Source organism: Bacillus sp. REN3 (assembly GCF_017912555.1).
In the GTDB taxonomy this organism is placed as follows: Bacteria; Bacillota; Bacilli; order Bacillales; family Cytobacillaceae; genus Mesobacillus.
This window is the reverse complement of record NZ_JAERSD010000030.1, coordinates 17,080-37,711: the sequence shown is the minus strand read 5'-3', so window position 1 is coordinate 37,711 and position 20,632 is coordinate 17,080. Positions and strand designations below refer to the sequence as shown.

Genomic DNA, 20,632 nt, shown 5'->3' with positions numbered 1-20,632 from the left:
CAGGCAATCCTTCAGACCCATTTGGAGTTCAAGCAACGATACGGCAGCGTCAAGATAGCTAAAACCCTAAACAGACGAGGTGTAAAGGTAAGTGAGCGTACGGTCTCCCGCATTATGACGAAGAACCAATGGAAGTCTTGTACGGTCAAGAAATACAAGGCAACGACGAACTCGAAGCACCAGCATCCAGTAAGTGAAAACGTCTTGAATCGTCAATTTAAAGCAAGCAGGCCAAACCAGTTATGGGTAACGGATATCACCTATATTCCGACCAATGAGGGCTGGTTGTATTTGGCGACCGTAATGGACTTATATTCTCGTAAAATAGTAGGCTGGGCGATGGATAAGACCATGACTAAGGAGCTGGTCCTCTCAGCGTTAAAGATGGCGTACAAGCGTCAAAAGCCAGGGAAAGGAAAGCGTTGTCATAACAGTTCCCTTTTCGGCTCATGCTTCCTACCATATCGTACTTTTTCAATAATACTTGATACTCTAAGGAGGCATATTGGACTCCCCGGTCAAAGTGGTGAACGACTGCATGGAGGGTTCCAGTGGTATTATGAGAAGTTTCCAGTTTAGACCAGGCTTCATTCTTGTTTGCGCCGCACTAATAATTACTGAATTGTATTACGAATCCCTTATTGAAGATTGAGGAAGTTTGTTAAAAAGCAATGACATTCATTATACGAGTTATTGCTAATTTAATTGGTGGGCTGTCTGGGATTGATTTGCTAAAAATCGAAATTCCTAGGGGATATAGACATGAAGGTTCGGAATTTTGAGCTCAGTGTTTATGTCTATAATACGATAGTTGTTGGTAGTTTTTTTATATGGGGATATAGTGTACAGGAGGAAGAAGGCTTAATTGTTCCTAGTGAGCATGAACTTCTGTTAGTAATTTTTATTTTCTTCATGTTTATTGGATTAATACTGGCCGGAATGAATTTAAGCAGTATAAAAGAAAAAGGTGAAAAAGTTTCGCGGAAAATGGTGCTAACCGGTCTTTGTATTGCACTACTATTTTTAATTTGGAGAATAATGATGTCTATATTTTAAAGTGATGAAGTGATTACACACAAAGAGGGGCAAAATAAATGAAAAAGACAAAGTTTTCCCGGTTCGAAAACATTTACTTCGTTTCTGTTTTTACGGCATTCGGTATTTATGCGTATAATGTCCAAGAAAACTGGATCATTGATGTTGGAGATCAATTATATAATTTAATGTTTTTTGCCTTTCTATTTTTTGTTGGAATGATTTTAACTGCAATCAAGGCAACCTCAAAAGATGGAACGGTAAATAAAAAAGCTGTGCTGGCTGGTGTTTCAATAGCGATAGTATTTGCTCTATGGAGGATAGTTGTAGCTGTTGCATAGCTTCCATTGTTTAAGGGGCAATCTGCGGAATAGTAGTTGGGTTGGGGCTATATGATTAATAGAATGGATTAGCCGGAAATGGCTAATCCATTTTATACTTGATTTTGTCACAGTAACTGGTAAAGGGGGACCTAAGTCTCTGAAACTTTCCATGTTGAAAATCGTAAATAATTCATCGCAAAAATTTTAACCATAAGGTAAACAATCCGGGGAGGTAACAATGGATCGAAAGAATCCTATTTTAACCGTTTTGCTGCTGGTGATGAGCGCGCTTTTCATCCTTTCTGGCTGCAGTGATGCGAGTCCTAGTGATACAAAGGCGAAGGAGGAAAAAAAGCAAGAGGACCGGTATGAGAAGCTGGTGAAGGAGAAGAACAAGGAGCTGGAGATGGAGCCGCTGGAGCTGAGTCCTTACAACGAGGAAGTCGCCTCTTCTTTTTCAAAGCCTGAATACCGGGAATTCGCGGTTAATGGCAAAGCGGTCGTAGAAGGGAAAATTGAGAAGTTTGAGTCGCTGGAATCTGATTATCTGTTGATCAAGGTGAGGGCCGATGAAGAGGGCCCTGCCGGGAAGGAACATGAGTATTACACAAAAATCAAGGATGGCAAGTTCAAGGAGACGGTCCGCTTTTTTAACGGTGAAGGCAAATACCGTATTAGCGTGCACATCCCAAGCACTGAAACAGAGAATTATTACTATGAAGCCACAAGATTCGATGTGCACAATGTGAATCCTGAAACACACAGGGATGTCACGATCACGCCTGTTGGCCAGGAAGCGGAAGTGTCGATTGATCTAAATTCGAGCTATATAAAAGAAAAAGAGCTTTTTAGATTGGAAGGGTCTGCTGGAAAGCTGACGGATGAGGATTCGATTATGCTGAAGCTCACAAAGGACTCGGAAAGCTGGAACCATGTCATTCCAATCAAAAAGGGGAAGTTCGCCTATGATGTCCCGCTGTTTTACGGCAAAGGGGTCCATAAGCTTGAAGTCATGATGCCGCAAGAAGACCGGGAAAATTATTATGAACTTGTCTCGACCATCATGATTGACAACCAGTCCGACCGCAATCTGCTCCCGATTGAGTTTTCAAGGTCCTATATGGAACGTGGTGTAACGTTGGAGTATCCGATCTTTGGCGGAGAACAGGCAGATGGCGAGTACCGCATCAAAGGAAAAATCGATCCGAAAGCTGAATTCGGGCCGGAAACGACCCATATTTATATCACGACGAAAAAAGGGGAAGACGAGGCATTGGATGTCATCCCGGTAAAGGATTTTCAATTTGACGATTCCTTTTATCTGCGTTTTGGGCCTGGAACTTATGAAGTCACATTGAGTGTGCCGGAAATCAAGGAAGAGAAAAGCGATTATTTCAGGTACTTCGGCTTTGCGAAATTTGAAATCAACTCGACAGGTGAGGACAAACGCGACCTGCTGCCATCAAGGGGAGTCCAGTCAGATGCCGAACCGATCAAGCAGCTGGCAAAGGAAATCACTGCAGGTAAAAACACTGATCGCGACAAGGCAAAAGCCATTTATGAATATGTTGCCAAAACGGTCGCCTACGATGTCGAAAAGCTTGAAAACGATAATTTCAGTTGGGATGACAGCGCGTTGAAAACGATGGAATCGAAAACAGGGGTCTGCCAGGATTACTCCTATCTCACGGTTGCCCTCTTGAGGGCAAGCGGGATTGAAGCCCGCTTCATCGAGGGGACGGCCAAAGGAGGCCTCTGGCCGTCAAACCATGCATGGGTGGAAGCGAAGCTCGGCGGGGAATGGGTGACAATGGACCCTACCTGGGGATCCGGCTATCTCCAAAAAGGCAAGTTCGTGGCGAAATATACGGAGAAGTATTTCGATCCAGATCCAGCAGAATTTGATAAGACCCATAACCGAAAAGGGGTACAGTACTAAATCAAGAACAGGCTTGTCCAGATGGGCAGGTCTGTTTTTTCATTTTAAAACCTCGGTTGGCCATCCGCCGGGGAATGGTCTGCAATTGGAGTCAAAGATCAACAGTTTTAATAGACAGCAACACCTTCCAGGAAGCAGGAACATATGATACTCAAAATCATGAGAATTGCCTGCCCTTTTGTTTCCTATCTGTCCAGACAAAGAAGAAGGCTTCTACATATGATATTAAGTCTGTAGGGAACTTGCAAATGGGGGTGTCTGAATGAAACTTGTATTATTGTCAGGGGGGTCAGGAAAGCGTCTTTGGCCGCTTTCGAACCATTCCAGATCCAAACAGTTCCTGACGGTTCTAACCAATCCTGAAGGGCAGCTGGAATCCATGGTCCAGCGGATGTGGCGGCAGCTGGGGAAAAACGGGCTGAAGGAGAGCTCCTTCATATCTACGAACCGCGCGCAGCTGGATATCATCCAAAGCCAGTTAGGCGTCCAGGTGCCGTTGATCATTGAACCAGATCAAAGGGATACGTTTCCGGCCATTGCCCTGGCTGCAGCATATTTAAATGGCCATGAGGGAATCGGGCCTGATGAGGTGGTGACGGTCATGCCGGTGGACCCGTTCGTGGATGACCGGTTTTTTGACAAAGTAAAGGCATTAGAGGATGTGATCCACCGGACTAATATGGAAATCGCGTTAATTGGAGTCCGTCCTTCTTATCCGTCAACGAAATATGGATATATCATGGCCAAAGATTCTGACGATGACACGCGGCTTTTTCAAAGTGTCGAAGCTTTCAAGGAAAAGCCAACAGAAGAGCAGGCTCGGAACTTGATAGAAAAGGGCGCATTATGGAATTGCGGTGTTTTTGCTTTCAGGCTGGGCTATATCATCAATCAGCTGAAAGGAAGGGGATTTTCCGGAAATTTCGAAGAGATGGTGCGGGATTATGGAAAACTTCCTAAGATCAGTTTCGATTATGAAGTGGTTGAACGAGCAGAAAGAATTGCGGTTGTTCCTTATGACGGCTATTGGAAGGACCTGGGGACCTGGAACACCTTGACAGAGGAGATGGAAACAGCAGCCATCGGAAAGGTAGAAATCGCTGATACATGCGCAAATACCCATATCCTCAATGAGTTGAATATCCCTGTAACGGTCATCGGGGCTTCCAATATGATTGTTGCGGCATGCCCGGATGGGATCCTCGTATCGGATAAATCGAAAAGCCATCTTGTCAAAGAATTGGTCCAGGAAAAACAGCGTCCGATGTATGAGGAGCGCCGCTGGGGATGGTACAGGGTCCTTGATTATGAGGAAGGGGCCAATGGAATGAGCATGCTGACAAAACGCCTCTGTGTTTTAGCCGGGAACAACATCAGTTATCAATACCATCACAAACGAAGCGAAGTATGGGTGATTGTCAAAGGAAAGGGAGAATTCGTCCTCGATGACAAGTTATCCATCGTAAAACCCGGCGATGTCCTGAATATTCCTGTCGGTTCCAGGCACGGGCTTAAAGCCATCGAAGATCTGGAATTCATTGAAGTCCAGATGGGCAGCGAGCTAGTGGAAGAGGACATTGTCCGTTTGTACATGTCATGGGAGGAAATGAAGCGGGGGATTGAAAAGAAGTCTGCTGAATACAGGAGGCGAAGCGAATGAACTATCTCGTGGGTATTGGTTATAAGTCTCGCCTGGACCTGCTTCATCGCGCGGTGGATAGCATTGAACCATACTGGCCTCATACGGTGATTGTTGATAATTCCGATGGTCTGGATTTACGTGCTGAAGATTCATTATCTTCAAAGGTGACGATATTCGAACCGCCTGTTCCACTGACTTTTCCTCAAAAAATAAACTATTTGCTGGAAGCTGCCAAGGAGCGGTCATGTGATGCCTTGATTTTCATGCATGCAGATGCGGAAGCAGCACATGGAGTGCCGGAAGCATTCCTGAAACTGATTGAGGAAGTACGCCGGGAAGAAGAAAAATGGGGGGCCATTTTCACCAATTATGATTCCCTGTGCGCAATCAATGTTGAGGCAGCAAAGGCTATAGGCGGGCACGACACTGTTTTTACCATGTATTTCAGCGACAATGATTACTATTGGAGGCTCCACAGTGCGGGGTATAAAATGCTGCAGACAGATTTGCCTGTCATTCATCATGGCAGTTCCTCGATCAAATCCGATGCTTACTTTGAATATATTACCTCGATAACATTTCCCTTATATAAAAGCTATCTGTTAGACAAGTGGAAGATCCATCAAACAGAGCAATTATCGTATGAGCTTGTCTTCCGTCCGAGTGGTTTTACAGGAAATCAGCATGGAGGAGGGACAACATGAAGTATCTGGTCGGGATTGGCTACGTCAATCGGATCGATTTGCTTAGTTTAGCTCTTGCCAGCATCAAGCCATACTTGTCCAATACCGTAATCATTGATAACTCGAGCAATAAGGAATTGCGGCAAGCAGAGTTAGGTTTTTCAGACACGCGAACCTATACTCCCCCTGTTCCACTGACATTTAGCCAGACGATGAATCTATTGCATCGGTTTGGGGCTGAACAGGACTGTGATGTGATCCTTTTTATGCATAATGATGCTGAAGCGGCGGATGGCACAGCTGGGAAATTTCTATTAGCGATTGAGGAGTTGCAAAAGGAAGGACGAAATTGGGGTGTGGCGTTTACGAATTATCACGCTCTTGTGGCTTTTAACATGAAAGCTGTCAAAGAAGCGGGACCATGGGATACCATCCTGCCGCATTATTTTTCAGATTGTGATTACTACAGAAGGCTCCATCTCTCTGGATATGAGCAGGTTTGTACCGACCTTCCCGTCACACATCATTATAATGGATCATCGACGATTAAATCCGACACCCGGCTGGAAGAGATCAATAACAAAACCTTTCCGTTATATGAGCATTATTACCGGGTCAAATGGGGAGGCCAGCCAGGAAGGGAAAGCTTCCTGAGACCGTTCAACCAATTCCCGCTTAATCCGGCAGGGGATTATTTGAAACCCTATGAAAAGCAGTTCAATCCTTAAAAGGGGGGAGGAGAAATGACGAAACTTGATCCACAAGATATGAAGGTTGTCATCCTTGCAGGCGGGTTTGGCACCAGGATAAGCGAAGAATCGCACTTGAAGCCTAAACCGATGATTGAGATCGGAGAAAAGCCTATTTTGTGGCACATCATGAAAATCTATTCCACCTACGGGTTCAATGATTTCATCATTTGCCTGGGATATAAAAGTTACTATATAAAAGAATACTTCGCTAATTACTTTTTGCATGCTTCAAACGTCACCTTCGATTTCCGGAATCATAATGAAAGGATTTTCCACGATGGCACTGTCGAGCCCTGGAAAGTAACGTTAGTGGATACAGGGATGGAGACACTGACTGGCGGCAGATTGAAAAGGGTCCAGGATTATGTGGGAAATCAGCCCTTCATGCTTACCTACGGGGATGGAGTGGGGGATGTAAATATCAAGGAACTAATCGATTTTCACTTTGCCAATGGAAAAATTGCTACAGTGACCGCTACGCAGCCGAATGGCAGGTTCGGGGCTCTGGAATTGGCAAAGAATGATATGGTGACCGCTTTCCAGGAAAAACCAAAGGGAGATGGAGGCTGGATCAATGCCGGATTCTTCGTCATGCAGCCGGAAATCTTTGATTATATAGAAGGGGACGCTACTGTGCTGGAGAAAGCACCGATGGAGGCGCTCGCGAAGGATAATCAGCTGATGGCCTATAAACATTTTGGCTTTTGGCATCCAATGGATACATTGCGGGATAAAAACCGGCTTGATGAATTGTGGAAAAAAGGGCAGGCACCCTGGAAGATTTGGTGATCGAACAATGAATAAGGGATTTTGGAAAAATAAAAGAGTTTTTATTACTGGCCATACGGGTTTTAAAGGATCGTGGCTGTGCATGTGGCTTTACCGGCTAGGGGCAAAAGTTACAGGCTATGCATTACCTCCGGCAACGACACCGAGTTTGTTTGAGTTGTGTGGACTGGATAAATGGATTCCGACCGTATACGGAAATATCATGGACCTTCAAAAACTGCAAAAAGCATTGATCGATGCCCGGCCTGAAATCGTCATCCACATGGCGGCGCAGCCGCTCGTAAGGGCCTCGTATGACAATCCTCTGGAAACCTACCAGACAAATGTCCTCGGGACAGTGCATCTCTTTGAATCTGTGCGGAATGCCATCAAGGATGGGATCCCAATCAAAGCAGTACTCAATGTTACAACCGATAAATGTTATGAAAATAAAGAATGGCACTGGGGATATCGCGAAAACGACCAGCTGGGAGGATACGATCCTTATTCGAACAGCAAGGCTTGTTCCGAACTAGTCACTGCTTCCTACCGCAGCTCTTTTTTCAATCCGGAGGACTACTCGAAACATGGGGTTGGCATTGCTACGGCAAGAGCAGGGAATGTCATCGGGGGAGGAGATTGGGCCGAGGACAGATTGATGCCTGATTGCATCCGCAAGCTGATAAAAGGAGAAGAAATAAACATTCGGAATCCTGAAGCGATAAGGCCGTGGCAGCATGTACTTGAGCCGCTAAGCGGTTATATGCTGCTGACACAGAAGCTTTATGAGCAAGGCCCCCTCTATTCCGAAGGCTGGAATTTCGGCCCGGAAGACGGTGATGCAAAGAATGTGGAATGGATGGTAAACGAACTATGCGCCAGGTGGAAAGGCAGCGGCTCCTATGTGATTGAAAATAAGAGTCAGCCCCATGAAGCCCGTTTCTTAAAGCTGGATTGCTCAAAAGCAAAGGCGATTTTGGGCTGGCATCCAGTCTGGGATGTGGGTGCGGCAATTGGCAAAGTGATGGAATGGACAGAAGCCTATCTGGAAAAGCAGGAATTGACAGCCGTCTGTTTCAGGCAAATTGAAGAGTATACAAAGGCAAATAAGCTTGGAGGGATGGACAGATGATAGAGGGTGTGAAAATAACACCGATGCGGCAAATCCTTGATGAACGAGGCAAAATCATGCATATGATGCGCAGTAACGATGCGGACTTCGTCTCTTTTGGAGAGATTTATTTTTCCTGTATTTATCCCGGGGTGATCAAAGGCTGGCATCTCCATGAAAAAATGATTTTGAATTATACGGTTCCCCATGGGAGGATAAAATTGGTCCTTTATGATAGCCGCGAGGGCAGCCCGACTTTTGGGGAAGTCCAGGAAATCTTCCTTGGCCCTGACAACTATTGCCGGGTGACGATCCCACCTTTGGTATGGAACGGTTTCAAAGGAATTGGAACGGAGATGGCAATTGTAGCTAATTGTTCTTCAATCCCCCATGATCCTGATGAAATCAAACGAAAGGACCCGTTTGATCCATCCATTCCTTACTCCTGGGAGCTGGTCCACCGATAATGGAGGGGAAAGCAAGGAAACAGACAGTTGTCGTCACCGGGGTAAGCAGTTTTATAGGCTTCCATCTTGCCAGGAATTTGGCTGAAGATCCCTTCCATGTGATTGGGACTATCAGCCAGGACATCCATCATTATGACGCCCTTCGAACTGAGCGGTTGAAAAGGTTGATCGAAGCGAAGATTGAGATAAAACAATTGGATATAAGAAACGCGGCTGGACTGCGTGATTTCATCCAAGCCATCCGGCCGGATGTCTGGATTCATCATGCTGGGTGGGCGAAAGACTATTCGAGTCTGGGGTACAGTCTTGACCAGGGCCACTTGGTCAATGTGGCACCGTTGTATACGCTCTATTCATCCCTGAGTGACTGCGGCTGCAAGGGGGTGATCGTCACCGGTTCATCTGCAGAGTATGGAACAAGTGACAGGGGCTGCCGTGAGGAAGACGCCTGCTGGCCGAACACCCCTTATGGATTATCGAAACTTTCGGAAACGGTCCGTGCCTATCAACTGGCACATGAATTCCAGCTGCCAACGAGGATAGCGAGGGTTTTCATTCCATATGGCGTGCTAGATGCACCGGGAAAGCTGGTCCCGAGTGTAATAGAAGCTTTGAAAGAAGGCAATCCGATTGAACTGTCGGGATGTGAGCAGTCTAGGGATTTTATCCATATTGGGGATTTGACCAAAGGATACAAAGCCTTGATGGAAGATCTAAATAGGAAGGCTCTGTTTGATGTGTTTAATTTATGTCATGGTAAGCCTACACAGTTGAGAAGCCTGCTGTTGAACATTGCGCGAATATTGGGGGCAGACGAAAACCTGCTTGTTTTTGGGAAGCGTCCTTTACGGCCTGGAGAAGACATGGTGAATTACGGATCGAACCAAAAAGCGATTACGATGCTGGATTGGAAACCCTCCTCCCTAGAAGAAGGGCTACAGGCTTATCTAATGGAGGATTTATCGAATAAAAAATAAAACCAGAGGGGGATCCTCTGGTTGTTTCAGTTCTTGACAGGGTTTTATCAAGTTTCACTGTTGCTGATATAAAGGTCATATTCTGCGTGGATTGATTTATGGATCAATTCCTTCACAGTGACTGGAAGGAGCGTCGAGTCATGCTGAATGATCTGGATCGTAAACCCGTTGCTGATGAATCGATCCAGGATGGATTGACAGTCGAATCCATGGTCCATCCAGGAACCCTGTTTATACTCCATGATGATTTGAACTTTGCCGCTATTGTTAATGATTTCGAATATACTTTCCATCACCAGCGGTTCTGCGCCTTCAATATCCATTTTGATGACATCCGCTTTCAGGTTTGGCAGGTAATCCGTCAGTTTTACTGCAGAGACATCGAGGATCTTGATTTCATCGATGCTTTCGATGTCGGCTTTCGCGATAAGGCCCTCGGATACTTCTTTATAAAAGCTTGCTGAAGCGGTGGACAATACGGGAATGTGGAAAGGCATTGTCCCTTGTTTGTCGGCTAAAGCGACCTTGTGTAAATGCAGATGATAAAATCCATTGATCGATTTGCTTTTGATGAAATTGCTATGGTGGAAGGGGTTAGGCTCGAAGGCATGGACGGTCCCATCATTGCCGACAAGATGGGAAGCGAGCAGTGAATAGTACCCGCAGTTGCCTCCGATGTCGAGGACAGTCATCCCCGGCTTGACGATGGAGACAAACAGTTTCGTGATCCAATCTTCCCATAACCCATCCAAGATCAGATGGCTTGCCATGCTTAATTCGCGTGTATCAAGAAAAATTTTCGGGCCATGAGCCAGCTTCGTCAAAACCGTATGGTCGCCCATATAAACGTTCATTCTATCCATAATTCACCTCTCTTTGGGAATTGGAGGCACTTCTACCGGTAATGATGATGGACGAGTTCCTCAATCCGCTGAAAGATTTGCTGTCCGATGTTTTGTCTTGAAAAACGGGGAAATAATGATTTCCTAGCATCCAGGCCTTTCCGTTTCGCTTCTTCCGGATTGTCGAAAACATGTCTCATCAAGGTCTTCAGGTGGTCCATGCTCGGCTCAGCCCAGCGGTGCCCGTGGAAGTGGGGAGGCATGCCTTTTGGGTCAACAGGCACTAGACCTTCGATATCTATCAGGTAGCTGTTCCCGTCATTCATGAACGCCTGCTGGCCGCTCCATCTAGTACCGATGGTCGGAAGTTCCATCGACATGGCTTCCATGTATGGCCTTCCCCAGCCTTCCCCCCTTGAAGGCAGGACAAAGCAGTCAACAGCGGCGTATAAGCGGATCATTTCCTCCTGTGTCAAAGTATCCTCGATGATGTGGAATTTCGGCGGCTGATGAATGCCCAGTTTCCTGGCCAGTTCTTCAATTTTCTGCTGCGGATTTGAATTTGGCTCATTTATTTTTGACACCTTCAAGATAAGGATTACGTCTTCATCTTCACGAAACTCCTCAAAATATGCCTGAAGCAGGATTTCCCATCCCTTGCGGATACTCCAGTCAAAAACTGACAGGAATTTGCAGGATGCTGTTTCGTTTAGTGGATAGGGAGAAACACGGTTTGGATCGTATTTATGCTCATCCAGCGGCACGGGGATGATTTTCATCCGTTCGGCGTCAACACCCGCAGCAGCAAATGTCTTAAGGTTGAAGTCAGATGGAACCCAGATTTCCGTCATTTCATTCAAGATTTTGACCCAGGCAGGAGGCAGAGTATCTGTCTCGAACATGGTCCTTGCAATCGAAAGAGGGGCATATGGGTAGGAAAAAGCATTGGCGGGAGCTGCCTGATAATGGATCAATGGTGATTTGACTGGTTGATTCTGCAAGGACCACAAATACGATTTCATATCGGCCGGATATTGATCAAGCTCTGGAGCGGGATCTAAAGGAATGGTCTTAATCTTCAGGGGATACGGTTTTATTGCATCCAGATACTGGGTCTGTTCTTCGGAATAACCTGAGGCATTGAAGATCGGGCTTTGCCATATTACTTCACAGACCGCTTTTTGCGCGACAAGATAAAACGGCTCTTTATCCCCAGCTGAATTTGTTTCTTTCAGTGTCCAGCCCGTGGACCTGAACAAGGTCAACAACGTATTTTTGTGCGAGGGAGAAAAGGGCGGATCCGGACTGTCAGCGATAATGATGGTTTTTCCTGTCACATTGGTAAGGTTGGAGCAGCACTTGAAAATCTGGATCATATTCAAAATGGTCAACGGACTGTCCTGGATGGTGAGCAGAATTCCATCGTATCCCCCTCCATCCAGATTGGCATCAAGTTCTGCAATTTCCGGCCAGCTTACCTCCAGCACGCGATTGCCATTGACGAAATAAGATTCCCATCGCTTTCTTTCCTCATTTGCGGTTTCTTCAGCTTCAAAAAGCTGTTGTGAATTAGATTCCATCCAGATGATTGAAGGATTCACAGCTATGTTTGCCGGTATGTATTGTGTTTGCTTGACCGGCGGGAGGGCTCCTTTTCTTTGCTGAATCCGGTTGTAAACCTGTAACAGGGAGTATAAAAGGACAATATGGTCACCATTCTCTTCAATTGCTTTTAAATACATCTCTTCCGCTTTAAAATCATTGCCCATTTCAAAATAATAGTCACCTAACTCCTGGAATAGTCTAGGAGAGGGTGCTGAGGCTTCCTCGATCATTTCTTTTAGGTAGGGAATCTGCTGTGATCTCAAACCCGGCTTGATTTCTGAAGCTTTCCCTAACGCTTCGAAAGCTTCGGTGAATTGTTTCCCCTTTATATGACAGATGCCTATATAGTTCCAAATCTCCGCTTTGAACGCATCCCCTTCATCACCCATGATCTTTGCAATGATTGTAAAATGCTTGATTGCCTCAGAAAATTGGCTGTTTTTCATGTAGACAATGGAGAGATTGTATCTTGCTTCGACCGAGTCGGGATGTTCAGAGAGAATCTCAAGGAATTGCCCGATCGCCTCCTCGTGCCGGTTTGCCTGGTAAAGCTTCATTCCATACATGATTTTCAGATATAGTTGATGGTCATGCTTCTTTCCCAAGACGTTCACCTCCTGCATACATATATATTTTTATGGCGAGTCCTTTATTACATGCGCCTTTTGCTACGATAAAAGGAAAGAAGATTATGCTTTCCGCATAAACAATAAAGTAGGAATTCGTTCATCTAACATCCAGGAGGGACATCATGAAAAGGACGCTTATAACAGGCATCACCGGCCAGGACGGCTCGTATTTGGCTGAACTTCTTCTTGAAAAAGGATATAAGGTCTACGGTTTGAAAAGGAGGACCTCAACGGAAAACCATGAAAATATTAAACATATTGAAAATGAAATTGAATTCATATCAGGAGATTTATCCGATCTGTCTTCATTGATCCAAGCAGTGAAGGTCGCAAAGCCGGACGAAGTGTATAACCTTGGCGCGCAATCCTTTGTTGCTGATTCATGGCCGCAGCCCGTGTACACCTCGGAGGTTACCGGCCTTGGCGTCCTGAATATGCTTGAGGCAGTGAAACAGGCGAAGCCGGATGCGCGTTTTTACCAGGCTTCCAGCTCCGAGATGTTCGGGAAGGTCGCGGAAATCCCGCAAACCGAGACGACGCCGTTCTATCCGAGGAGTCCTTATGGCGTTGCCAAGGTGTACGGCCATTGGATGACAGTGAATTATCGGGAAAGCTATGATCTATTTGCGTGCTCCGGCATCCTGTTCAACCATGAATCACCGCGCAGGGGGATACAATTTGTCACCAGGAAGGTGACCGATGGCGTCGTGAAAATCAAGCTCGGCCTGCAAAAGGAGCTGAGGCTTGGCAATCTTGACGCAAAACGGGACTGGGGGTTTGCGGGCGATTATGTAAAAGCAATGTGGCTGATGCTGCAGCAAAAGAAGCCTGATGATTACGTTGTTGCGACCGGGAAAACCCAAACAGTAAGGAAGCTGGTCCAAATCGCCTTTGACCATGCAGGCCTGAAGTGGGAGGACTATGTCATCCAGGATCAGGCATTCATGAGGCCGGCGGAAGTCGATTTGCTGCTGGGTAATCCGGAGAAGGCGAAGAAAGTGTTGGGCTGGGAGCCGGAGGTTTCTTTTGAAGAGCTGGTGAAAATGATGGTCGATCATGACCTGGAAAAATACAGGAACTAACATGAAGGCGCTCATTACGGGAATCACAGGATTTGTTGGCAGGCATTTAGAACGGTTTTTAAAGGATAAAGCTGAAGTCTATGGAACTTCCAGAGCGAACAGGAGCGAGAATCATATTTTCAGGGTGGATTTCCAATCCGAAACAGAAATAGCGGAGTTAATGAACAAACTTGAACCGACGCATATCTTCCATCTTGCCGGATTAAGCAGTGTGAAAGATTCCTGGGAGCGTAAAACGGACTTCATCGAGGCAAATGTGATGGGGACGATTCATTTACTGGAAGCCGTCAGGAAAACAAATCGCGGGATAAAAGTGGTAACGATAGGATCATCGGAGGAGTACGGGAAGATCCCCCCGGAGCTGGACAAAGTCAGTGAGGAAATGCGTTTGGACCCGTCCAGCCCTTACGGGATCAGCAAGTCTGCCGTAAGCATGCTTGCGAAGCTGTACCATGAATCATATGGATTGGATATCACGCATGCAAGGCCGTTCAACCATATCGGGCCCGGCCAAAGGCAAGGCTTTGTCACGACGGATTTCGCTTATCAGATCGCTCTCATCAATAAAGGGAAAACAAAAACTGCCGCAATGCGGGTCGGCAATCTGAAAGTGGCAAGGGACTTTACCGATGTCAGGGATATCGCCGAGGCGTATTATCTTCTCGCCTGCTCAGGGACAGCAGGGGAAATCTATAATGTATGCACAGGAAAAGGCGTCTATATCGAGGAGATACTGGAGATTTTAAGCAACTTTTCGGATAAGAAAATCGAATATGAAGTCGATCCTGCCAGGTTGAGGGTGGCAGATGTTCCTAGATTGGTAGGCAATCCGGAAAAATTGATGATCCTGACCGGATGGAAGCCTAAAAAGAAATTGGAAGATACATTAAGGGATATATATCATCATTGCTTGAAGGCATTATAAATTTGCTTTTCATCCAAGGATTACAGCGGCCTTTTTTCTTTTCGGGTCTTCTAGCGGGCAGATGAAAGGGCTAAGCTTTTTCATCGCAACAGGAAATGAATTCCGATATTTATGGAAGGATGTTTTTTCAGAACTGTTGAAAACACATTTAACTAGCTTTTTGCCCATGACATCCAAACAAGATAATTCACTTTTTGTTATTCTCAAAATGCCCCGCAATCAACCCATACTTAAAAAGCAACGACTTTTTTTGCCGGATTGCCTTCTTTTTTCAAGCAATGAAAAAAGGGGCTGTATATTTGGGACAAATGACGTACCTGCATTGGCCCCCTTTTCATAACTTATAAGGATTAGAGTATGAAAGGAGGCAATTACTTTGTCTTTTCCAAGGATCCCTAACATCACTCCAACCATTTCAATCACGACCGCACAGACTATCCCGCTGCTATTATCAAGCATCGCATTTGAAGAGTTGGCCTTGGCCCATATCATGAATGCGGAGGCAGAAAAGCTGCAGCTTATCTTGGGAACACTCCCGGGCTCGACAACGCTTACGCCGTCAACCGTATCCTTGCAGGAGCTTCTTGACGTCGACGCGGATATTCAACGGACACTCGGCGACGTGATCAAAAAGGAAATGCTGCTGGAGTTCAAATTTGAAAACATCTTGGACTTGATAGGAACAATCATCCCGCCAACCCCGCCAACCCCGCCAATCCCGCCGGAAGCATTCTGTGAATGCGGAGCGAGATTCAGCACACCTTCTACGCAGCCAACCATTTTTATCAGTTCTGCATCTGGTCCGGGAACCGGAAGGATCACAAATATAAGCTCACAAGGAGCGATTGAAATTTGCGGCAGCGGCAGCTGTCAGCCTGATAAAACCAATCTCTTTGATTTCGTCTTTGCGCCGCTCAATCCTGCTATTCCAGGGTTCAAATTTATCGTCACTGCCTATACCTTGACTGATGGAGCCCTGGCAACTTGCTGCACCCTGCCAGACGGAAGGCTCCGGATGACGTTGACAGGAACAGGATTGAAAAATGGCCAGCCTGCGACATTTACGCTTGTACTAATCGAAGGGATCGGGCAGGCAGATGATGTCATCATCCTGACAATCGACGGCGAAACATTCTTTACCCCGGTTGACCAGGGACCCGGCCAGCCCAATGTCCAAGTATTCCCATGTGGCGGGCAAGCGCCGCCGCCATGTCCAGATTAGTTGTAGAAAAGCAAGGTGGTCACCACCTTGCTTTTTAATGGCTATTTTTATCCACGTTCTTGGATAGAATGCCCTCTATTAATTTCCGATCCCCATGACCCTCTGGCAATGCAGCAAAGACCTCTTTATGTTTTTCCATTAGTTTCTGCAAGGCTTCCACTGGGGATTGAAAGGTTGGCGACAGGCTTGCAGCCTCGGCATAGCACTTGGCCGCTTCGTCGACTTTTCCTACCTTCTCAAGGCAGCAGCCTTTATAATAGAGGGGCTGGAAACTGCCGACGCCCTTCAGCGTAAGATGCTGCAGGTTCTCCTCTCCCAGTTCCAGGCAATGGTCGAACACCTCTATGGCTTCTGTGAACGATTCCCTGACAAACAGGATCAAACCTTTGTAAAAATGCAAGTCAACATAATCGGGATAAAGCGTTACAGCCTTGTCGATACCAGGCCAGGCCCCCTCAAAGCTGCCTGAGCGGATCAGAATGGAATACTTTAAGCGGTACAAAAGGGAGGGCGGCGTTTTTAACTGCAGCAGGAAGCCCATGATGGAGTGGTTGACATACTCGAATGCCTCCTGGTATTTATTCAAGCGGTAATATTCAGAGGCGATATGGTATTCGGTCCACGGACTATAGTCATTTTGCTTAAGCTCTTGCTTCAGCATGCTGATGTTCCGTTCGGATTTTTTCTTTTTCTCATTGACAGGGTTCAGGTACCCGTAATGGTGCACCTTTATGGGAACGGTTTTAATAGCGGCCGTCTTGTTATATTTCTCAAAAATTTCATCGGCATTAAGCATTTCATGGATCCTATTCTTGAATTTGAATCCTTTGTTATTGCGGAAAAGGCGGGTATGGGCAATATCAAATGTCTTGTCCGGGTCAGGTTCCTCACCATAGTAGTTGATTAAATGGACGGACAGAAGGAGGTCGTCATCCCCAAGTACCTCCCGCAGCTTTTCCGCGTCGCTGGCATCCACTTTTTCATCCGCATCAAGCCATAGGATCCAGTCGCCTGCAGCTTGTTCCAATCCATGGTTCCGGGCATCCGCAAAGCTCCCATTCCATGGGAAATGGAGGACCCGGGCGCCAAAAGACTCGCAAATTTCAACCGTTTTATCCGTTGATCCAGTATCGACAATGATCATTTCATCCACGAAATCCTTTACACTTTCCAGGCAGTCCCCTATAAATTCTTCTTCATCTTTCACAATCATACAGAGAGACAAGCGTCTATCCATCCTTTTTCCTCCCTATTACAAGAAATCGTCATTTCCTATCATATGTTTTGATAATGGAAAGAGTGAGTGAACAGGGCATTTGGCGATTTTTTCAAGGAAGGAGATGGAGCCGGCTTTCCTGGCATTGAGGCAAATCCTGATGGAGGAAGTCGTTCCGGCATGTTTTTGCTAAATGGAATTGGCCGGAACGATATCCAGTTCAAAGCAATATAATGATTGAAGGAAAAATACACTTGCTCGTCAGGGGGATTCCAGTGGAAACGAAAACCGTAAAAGTCAATTGGAGAGGTTCCCAGCTGGAGGAACATAGCCTAGCGATTGTAAATCGAAATATTTGCCGGCATCTGCAAAAACAAAACATCATACTGAGGAAAGAGATACCTGAGAAAGAAAAGCTCCTTGAATCCTATCTGAAGGACAGGACAGGGTCATTCAAGCCTTTTGCCGAACCGGATGTGACGATATCCCACCAATGGCCTCCTGATTTTTCCAGACCAAAAACCGGGCTTTCAATTTGCATGCAGCCATGGGAGTTCGGCGCAATACCGAGGGATTGGTATATTCCAATGAAGTATTGGATGGATGAAATTTGGGTCTACAGTTCCTGGAACAAAGAGAGTTATGTCCGATCGGGGATACCTGAAAGCAAGGTGCATGTCATCCCCCTAGGTGTGGATGGGCATGTATTCCACCAAGATGCAGAACCCCGCGCCTTTGAGGCCCCTTCCTCGTTCAAGTTCCTCTTTGTAGGGGGAACAATCGGCCGAAAAGGAATTGATATTCTATTACGGGCCTATTTGAATGAATTCACTGCAGAGGAAGATGTGTGTTTAATCATAAAAGATACAGGCACAAAATCCTTTTACAAAGGAATCACTTTGGAGAAGATGATTCTCGAAGCGATGTCGGAACCAACAAATCCACGGATCAAGTACATCGATGCGCAGCTATCGGGAGAAGAATTGGCAGGGCTGTATAAGGGATGCGATTGCCTGGTCCATCCATACAGGGGAGAGGGTTTTGGCTTGCCGATTGCTGAAGCGATGGCTTGCGGGCTACCGGCAATTGTTCCGGATAAAGGGTCCAGCCAGGATTTTTGCAGCGAGGAAACGGCATTCTTCATCCCATCGACAGAGGTGGCCATAGCTGAAAAAAGAATCGGGAATCTTGAGACCATAGACCACCCATGGTGGCTATCGATTAAGCCGGAGGATTTGCAGAAAACAATGCGTACCGTTTTCGGAAATCGAACCCTGGCCAGGGAAAAGGGCAAAAAAGCGAGCGAACATATCCGAGCCTCCTTCACATGGGAAAAATCCTCCGAGCGTATTTCAGGAAGAATTGAACACTTAGTTTCTAGGAGGAAAGGTCCCGTTTTGTCCGATAAGGCAATCATCGAAACAGAACTGAAGCGTGCGAATGAATTGCATTCAGGAAACCGGAGCGAGGAGGCATTAGGCGTATTCCAGAACATCCTCGCCGTCTACCCGGATACGATCATGGCAAGGTACAACAGTGCAATCATCTATATGGAAAAGAAGCTTTATCAAAAAGCGATCGGACAGTTGGCAAGCATTGCACAGAACATGGGGAAGCAGGACAAGGAATTCCAGGATGAAATCTGGAGGATGGTCGGTATTTGTTTTTCCAAGATGAAGAGTATCGTTGAATGAAAATCAAACTAAAATTAAATTAAGAGGTTCACATATAAAAAAGCTCAGGATAGGCGCCTTCCTCGGAAAAATCCGCGGAAAAATAAGGCAAACGCTGGGGCCATCAAAGTTTTCCTGAATAGAATGTAAGGATTAAAGCTTTGGCCTCCTTTGTATGGGAGTTGAAGACTTTAATGAAAAAATAGATAGAAAGGAGAAATGAATGTGTCTTTTCCAACAATCCCTAATATCACACCTACCATTTCATTGACTGTGGGCCAGACGGTGCCATTGTTACTGGCATCCATTGCTCTTGAGGAACTCTCCCTTGCCCATATCATGAACGCTGAGGCAGAGAAACTGCAATTCATTCTTGGAACGCTGGAAGGTACTACTGTTGCGCTTTCACCAGCAGAGGTATCGGTAGGAGATCTTCTTGATGCCAATAATAGCGTACAAAGAACACTCCGTGATGTCATCAAAAAAGAAATGCTGCTTGAATTCAAGTTTGAAAATATCCTGGACTTGATTTCAATTTCACCCCTAACGTAAAAAATTCCCCTCAGTATCTATTGACTGGGGGGTTCTTTGCGATATGGCATTTTCTATACGATTGCCGTTTTGGATGAAGGCAGCAAACGGTTTATTAAGCAGCGGGACAAGCAAAGCAGGTGGTTGTACATTGAGGAAGACTGGAAACTGCTGCTAAGTGTTTGCGATAATACTTTTCCATATTCTGCCACGACAACTCTTTTAGGCGGATAAAGGGCTCGGGCATTTGACACAAAAGGGCATCCTTTTCCATAACTTATAACAGAGTAATTCACTTAAGGGGGACCTAATATGAGTATGCCCACGATACCGCCTGAACCCCATAGGCCCAATCTAAAAGAGGTATCGATTGATCTGCTTGAATCGATTGCCCTGGAGGAAATCGCGCTCTCCCACATCATGAATGCTGAAGCGGAAAAGATCCAGGCTTTTGTTGGGGAATGTCTCGACTTCCCGACAAATCCTTCAAGCAAGGAAATCATCAAATTCAATAAAGGGGTAAACCGTCTGCTTGAAACGATTGTCATGAAGGAATGGCTTTTGTTGAAAAAACTGGACAATGTCATGGAATTTTTTGAAACGTCAGATTGCCATCCAAAACCACACCCGCCGAAGTGCAAGTGCGGCTGTATTCCATGCCTGATATGCTGTGTCCCGCAATGCCAGTGCCGCTGCCCGGGCCACAAAAAGAAAAAGCATGATGGCTGATATGGAGGATCACTATGAAGTGGCAGACTCCGGAAGAGTTAACAAACCAATTGTTAAGCAATTCTTTCATTTTTAAAAAAGCCTTGCTGGACTATGTCAAAAACAACTGCATCCTTCTTGAGTGTGAATGGGAGGCTGGACACGAGGAGTCTCTAGGAAAAACGATTCCTATCTTCTTGAAACAATTATGCGAATTGGAAAAGCTGCAATTCAGGAAAATCTCGATGCTTTCGGAATACAGTAACCCGTCTAAATTGTATGCTCTCCTTCTCGACTATAAAGAATATGATAGTGGCCTGTTTGAAGAAACAGTCAATAAACTGTACAGCATCTCGCAGCAATGTTTCCTCTCGGACCCTGCAAGATATGAAATGAAAGAGGACTTGAACCAGTTATTCCGAGCCATGAAAGAACAGCAGAAATTGATTGATTTGTATATAAAACATGAAAATGACCCGGAAACTGTTTGGCTTTCCTGATT

Annotated in this window: 21 protein-coding genes and 2 pseudogenes; 19 read left to right on the top strand and 4 right to left on the bottom strand. The window is 45.8% G+C overall.

Annotated features, from left to right (window positions below; all coding sequences use genetic code 11):
* Positions 1-432 (top strand): annotated as a pseudogene (locus JJQ88_RS21350) (IS3 family transposase); the annotation flags it as partial.
* Here JJQ88_RS21350 and JJQ88_RS21345 read toward each other — a convergent pair.
* Positions 419-535, bottom strand: a pseudogene (locus tag JJQ88_RS21345) (IS3 family transposase); the annotation flags it as partial. The pseudogenes JJQ88_RS21350 and JJQ88_RS21345 overlap by 14 nt on opposite strands.
* A 227-nt stretch (positions 536-762) precedes the next feature.
* On the opposite strand from JJQ88_RS21345, the gene JJQ88_RS19180 reads away from it, so the two are divergent.
* From JJQ88_RS19180 to JJQ88_RS19135, 10 genes are all read left to right on the top strand, one after another.
* Complete coding sequence (locus JJQ88_RS19180; RefSeq protein WP_210367645.1) at positions 763-1,056, top strand: hypothetical protein; 294 nt, start codon at positions 763-765, stop codon at positions 1,054-1,056.
* 38 nt (positions 1,057-1,094) lie between these two features.
* Entirely contained in the window at positions 1,095-1,376 is a 282-nt protein-coding gene (locus tag JJQ88_RS19175) for a hypothetical protein (RefSeq protein ID WP_210367644.1), read from the top strand.
* 220 nt (positions 1,377-1,596) lie between these two features.
* A complete protein-coding gene (locus tag JJQ88_RS19170) occupies positions 1,597-3,297 on the top strand; it encodes a transglutaminase domain-containing protein (protein ID WP_210367643.1) in 1,701 nt (566 codons plus the stop codon).
* A gap of 262 nt (positions 3,298-3,559) precedes the next feature.
* Positions 3,560-4,957 (top strand): sugar phosphate nucleotidyltransferase, encoded by a 1,398-nt coding sequence (locus tag JJQ88_RS19165; RefSeq protein ID WP_210367642.1) that lies wholly within the window; start codon positions 3,560-3,562, stop codon positions 4,955-4,957.
* Positions 4,954-5,643 (top strand): glycosyltransferase family 2 protein, encoded by a 690-nt coding sequence (locus tag JJQ88_RS19160; protein ID WP_210367641.1) that lies wholly within the window; start codon positions 4,954-4,956, stop codon positions 5,641-5,643. Before JJQ88_RS19165 ends, JJQ88_RS19160 begins: the two co-directional genes overlap by 4 nt.
* Positions 5,640-6,350, top strand: coding sequence for a glycosyltransferase family 2 protein (locus tag JJQ88_RS19155; protein WP_210367640.1), 711 nt, complete (start codon positions 5,640-5,642; stop codon positions 6,348-6,350). Before JJQ88_RS19160 ends, JJQ88_RS19155 begins: the two co-directional genes overlap by 4 nt.
* 39 nt (positions 6,351-6,389) lie before the next feature.
* A complete protein-coding gene (gene rfbF, locus JJQ88_RS19150; RefSeq protein ID WP_210367650.1) occupies positions 6,390-7,163 on the top strand; it encodes a glucose-1-phosphate cytidylyltransferase in 774 nt (257 codons plus the stop codon).
* Positions 7,164-7,170: 7 nt separating this feature from the next.
* Entirely contained in the window at positions 7,171-8,274 is a 1,104-nt protein-coding gene (gene rfbG, locus JJQ88_RS19145) for a CDP-glucose 4,6-dehydratase (RefSeq protein ID WP_210367639.1), read from the top strand.
* Entirely contained in the window at positions 8,271-8,720 is a 450-nt protein-coding gene (locus tag JJQ88_RS19140) for a dTDP-4-dehydrorhamnose 3,5-epimerase family protein (RefSeq protein WP_210367638.1), read from the top strand. The genes rfbG and JJQ88_RS19140 overlap by 4 nt, the downstream gene beginning before the upstream one ends.
* On the top strand, positions 8,720-9,697 hold the full coding sequence (locus JJQ88_RS19135; RefSeq protein ID WP_210367637.1) for an NAD-dependent epimerase/dehydratase family protein: 978 nt from the start codon (positions 8,720-8,722) through the stop codon (positions 9,695-9,697). Before JJQ88_RS19140 ends, JJQ88_RS19135 begins: the two co-directional genes overlap by 1 nt.
* 47 nt (positions 9,698-9,744) lie before the next feature.
* Here the strand turns inward: JJQ88_RS19135 and JJQ88_RS19130 are convergent, their stop codons facing one another.
* Both JJQ88_RS19130 and JJQ88_RS19125 read right to left on the bottom strand, forming a co-directional pair.
* Positions 9,745-10,560 (bottom strand): FkbM family methyltransferase, encoded by an 816-nt coding sequence (locus JJQ88_RS19130; protein ID WP_210367636.1) that lies wholly within the window; start codon positions 10,558-10,560, stop codon positions 9,745-9,747.
* A 32-nt stretch (positions 10,561-10,592) separates the two neighbouring features.
* Positions 10,593-12,749 carry a glycosyltransferase gene (locus tag JJQ88_RS19125; protein WP_210367635.1) on the bottom strand — a complete coding sequence of 719 codons (2,157 nt, stop codon included), beginning with the start codon at positions 12,747-12,749 and terminating at the stop codon, positions 10,593-10,595.
* A 146-nt stretch (positions 12,750-12,895) separates the two neighbouring features.
* Here JJQ88_RS19125 and gmd point away from each other — a divergent pair, with 146 nt between their 5' ends.
* From gmd to JJQ88_RS21735, 3 genes are all read left to right on the top strand, one after another.
* Positions 12,896-13,855 (top strand): GDP-mannose 4,6-dehydratase, encoded by a 960-nt coding sequence (gene gmd / locus JJQ88_RS19120; RefSeq protein ID WP_210367634.1) that lies wholly within the window; start codon positions 12,896-12,898, stop codon positions 13,853-13,855.
* Positions 13,830-14,780, top strand: coding sequence for a GDP-mannose 4,6-dehydratase (locus tag JJQ88_RS19115; protein ID WP_210367633.1), 951 nt, complete (start codon positions 13,830-13,832; stop codon positions 14,778-14,780). Before gmd ends, JJQ88_RS19115 begins: the two co-directional genes overlap by 26 nt.
* Positions 14,781-15,156: 376 nt before the next feature.
* Positions 15,157-16,002, top strand: coding sequence for an alpha-helical endospore appendage domain-containing protein (locus JJQ88_RS21735; RefSeq protein WP_349237160.1), 846 nt, complete (start codon positions 15,157-15,159; stop codon positions 16,000-16,002).
* Between the two features lie 34 nt (positions 16,003-16,036).
* Here the strand turns inward: JJQ88_RS21735 and JJQ88_RS19105 are convergent, their stop codons facing one another.
* Complete coding sequence (locus JJQ88_RS19105) at positions 16,037-17,239, bottom strand: glycosyltransferase (protein WP_246861294.1); 1,203 nt, start codon at positions 17,237-17,239, stop codon at positions 16,037-16,039.
* 254 nt (positions 17,240-17,493) lie between these two features.
* Here JJQ88_RS19105 and JJQ88_RS19100 point away from each other — a divergent pair, with 254 nt between their 5' ends.
* The 5 genes from JJQ88_RS19100 to JJQ88_RS19080 all read left to right on the top strand — a co-directional run bounded on the left by JJQ88_RS19100 (position 17,494) and on the right by JJQ88_RS19080 (position 20,630).
* Positions 17,494-18,912: a glycosyltransferase gene (locus JJQ88_RS19100; protein ID WP_210367632.1), complete on the top strand. Its 1,419-nt coding sequence runs from the start codon at positions 17,494-17,496 to the stop codon at positions 18,910-18,912.
* 204 nt (positions 18,913-19,116) lie between these two features.
* The gene (locus tag JJQ88_RS19095) at positions 19,117-19,443 is read left to right on the top strand and encodes an alpha-helical endospore appendage domain-containing protein (protein WP_210367631.1); all 327 of its coding nucleotides are present in this window, start codon (positions 19,117-19,119) and stop codon (positions 19,441-19,443) included.
* A gap of 36 nt (positions 19,444-19,479) precedes the next feature.
* The gene (locus JJQ88_RS19090; RefSeq protein WP_210367630.1) at positions 19,480-19,656 is read left to right on the top strand and encodes a hypothetical protein; all 177 of its coding nucleotides are present in this window, start codon (positions 19,480-19,482) and stop codon (positions 19,654-19,656) included.
* A 78-nt stretch (positions 19,657-19,734) separates the two neighbouring features.
* Positions 19,735-20,151: an alpha-helical endospore appendage domain-containing protein gene (locus tag JJQ88_RS19085; protein WP_246861292.1), complete on the top strand. Its 417-nt coding sequence runs from the start codon at positions 19,735-19,737 to the stop codon at positions 20,149-20,151.
* Between the two features lie 14 nt (positions 20,152-20,165).
* Positions 20,166-20,630 carry a hypothetical protein gene (locus JJQ88_RS19080; RefSeq protein WP_210367629.1) on the top strand — a complete coding sequence of 155 codons (465 nt, stop codon included), beginning with the start codon at positions 20,166-20,168 and terminating at the stop codon, positions 20,628-20,630.
* Positions 20,631-20,632: the final 2 nt, after the last annotated feature.

Bases quoted from the DNA above. Each gene is read 5' to 3' on its own strand.
- JJQ88_RS19180 (WP_210367645.1), top strand. From the start codon at position 763: ATGAAGGTTCGGAATTTTGAGCTCAGTGTTTATGTCTATAATACGATA.
- JJQ88_RS19175 (WP_210367644.1), top strand. From the start codon at position 1,095: ATGAAAAAGACAAAGTTTTCCCGGTTCGAAAACATTTACTTCGTTTCT.
- JJQ88_RS19170 (WP_210367643.1), top strand. From the start codon at position 1,597: ATGGATCGAAAGAATCCTATTTTAACCGTTTTGCTGCTGGTGATGAGC.
- JJQ88_RS19165 (WP_210367642.1), top strand. From the start codon at position 3,560: ATGAAACTTGTATTATTGTCAGGGGGGTCAGGAAAGCGTCTTTGGCCG.
- JJQ88_RS19160 (WP_210367641.1), top strand. From the start codon at position 4,954: ATGAACTATCTCGTGGGTATTGGTTATAAGTCTCGCCTGGACCTGCTT.
- JJQ88_RS19155 (WP_210367640.1), top strand. From the start codon at position 5,640: ATGAAGTATCTGGTCGGGATTGGCTACGTCAATCGGATCGATTTGCTT.
- rfbF (WP_210367650.1), top strand. From the start codon at position 6,390: ATGAAGGTTGTCATCCTTGCAGGCGGGTTTGGCACCAGGATAAGCGAA.
- rfbG (WP_210367639.1), top strand. From the start codon at position 7,171: ATGAATAAGGGATTTTGGAAAAATAAAAGAGTTTTTATTACTGGCCAT.
- JJQ88_RS19140 (WP_210367638.1), top strand. From the start codon at position 8,271: ATGATAGAGGGTGTGAAAATAACACCGATGCGGCAAATCCTTGATGAA.
- JJQ88_RS19135 (WP_210367637.1), top strand. From the start codon at position 8,720: ATGGAGGGGAAAGCAAGGAAACAGACAGTTGTCGTCACCGGGGTAAGC.
- JJQ88_RS19130 (WP_210367636.1), bottom strand. From the start codon at position 10,560: ATGGATAGAATGAACGTTTATATGGGCGACCATACGGTTTTGACGAAG.
- gmd (WP_210367634.1), top strand. From the start codon at position 12,896: ATGAAAAGGACGCTTATAACAGGCATCACCGGCCAGGACGGCTCGTAT.
- JJQ88_RS19115 (WP_210367633.1), top strand. From the start codon at position 13,830: ATGACCTGGAAAAATACAGGAACTAACATGAAGGCGCTCATTACGGGA.
- JJQ88_RS19105 (WP_246861294.1), bottom strand. From the start codon at position 17,239: ATGGATAGACGCTTGTCTCTCTGTATGATTGTGAAAGATGAAGAAGAA.
- JJQ88_RS19085 (WP_246861292.1), top strand. From the start codon at position 19,735: ATGAGTATGCCCACGATACCGCCTGAACCCCATAGGCCCAATCTAAAA.
- JJQ88_RS19080 (WP_210367629.1), top strand. From the start codon at position 20,166: ATGAAGTGGCAGACTCCGGAAGAGTTAACAAACCAATTGTTAAGCAAT.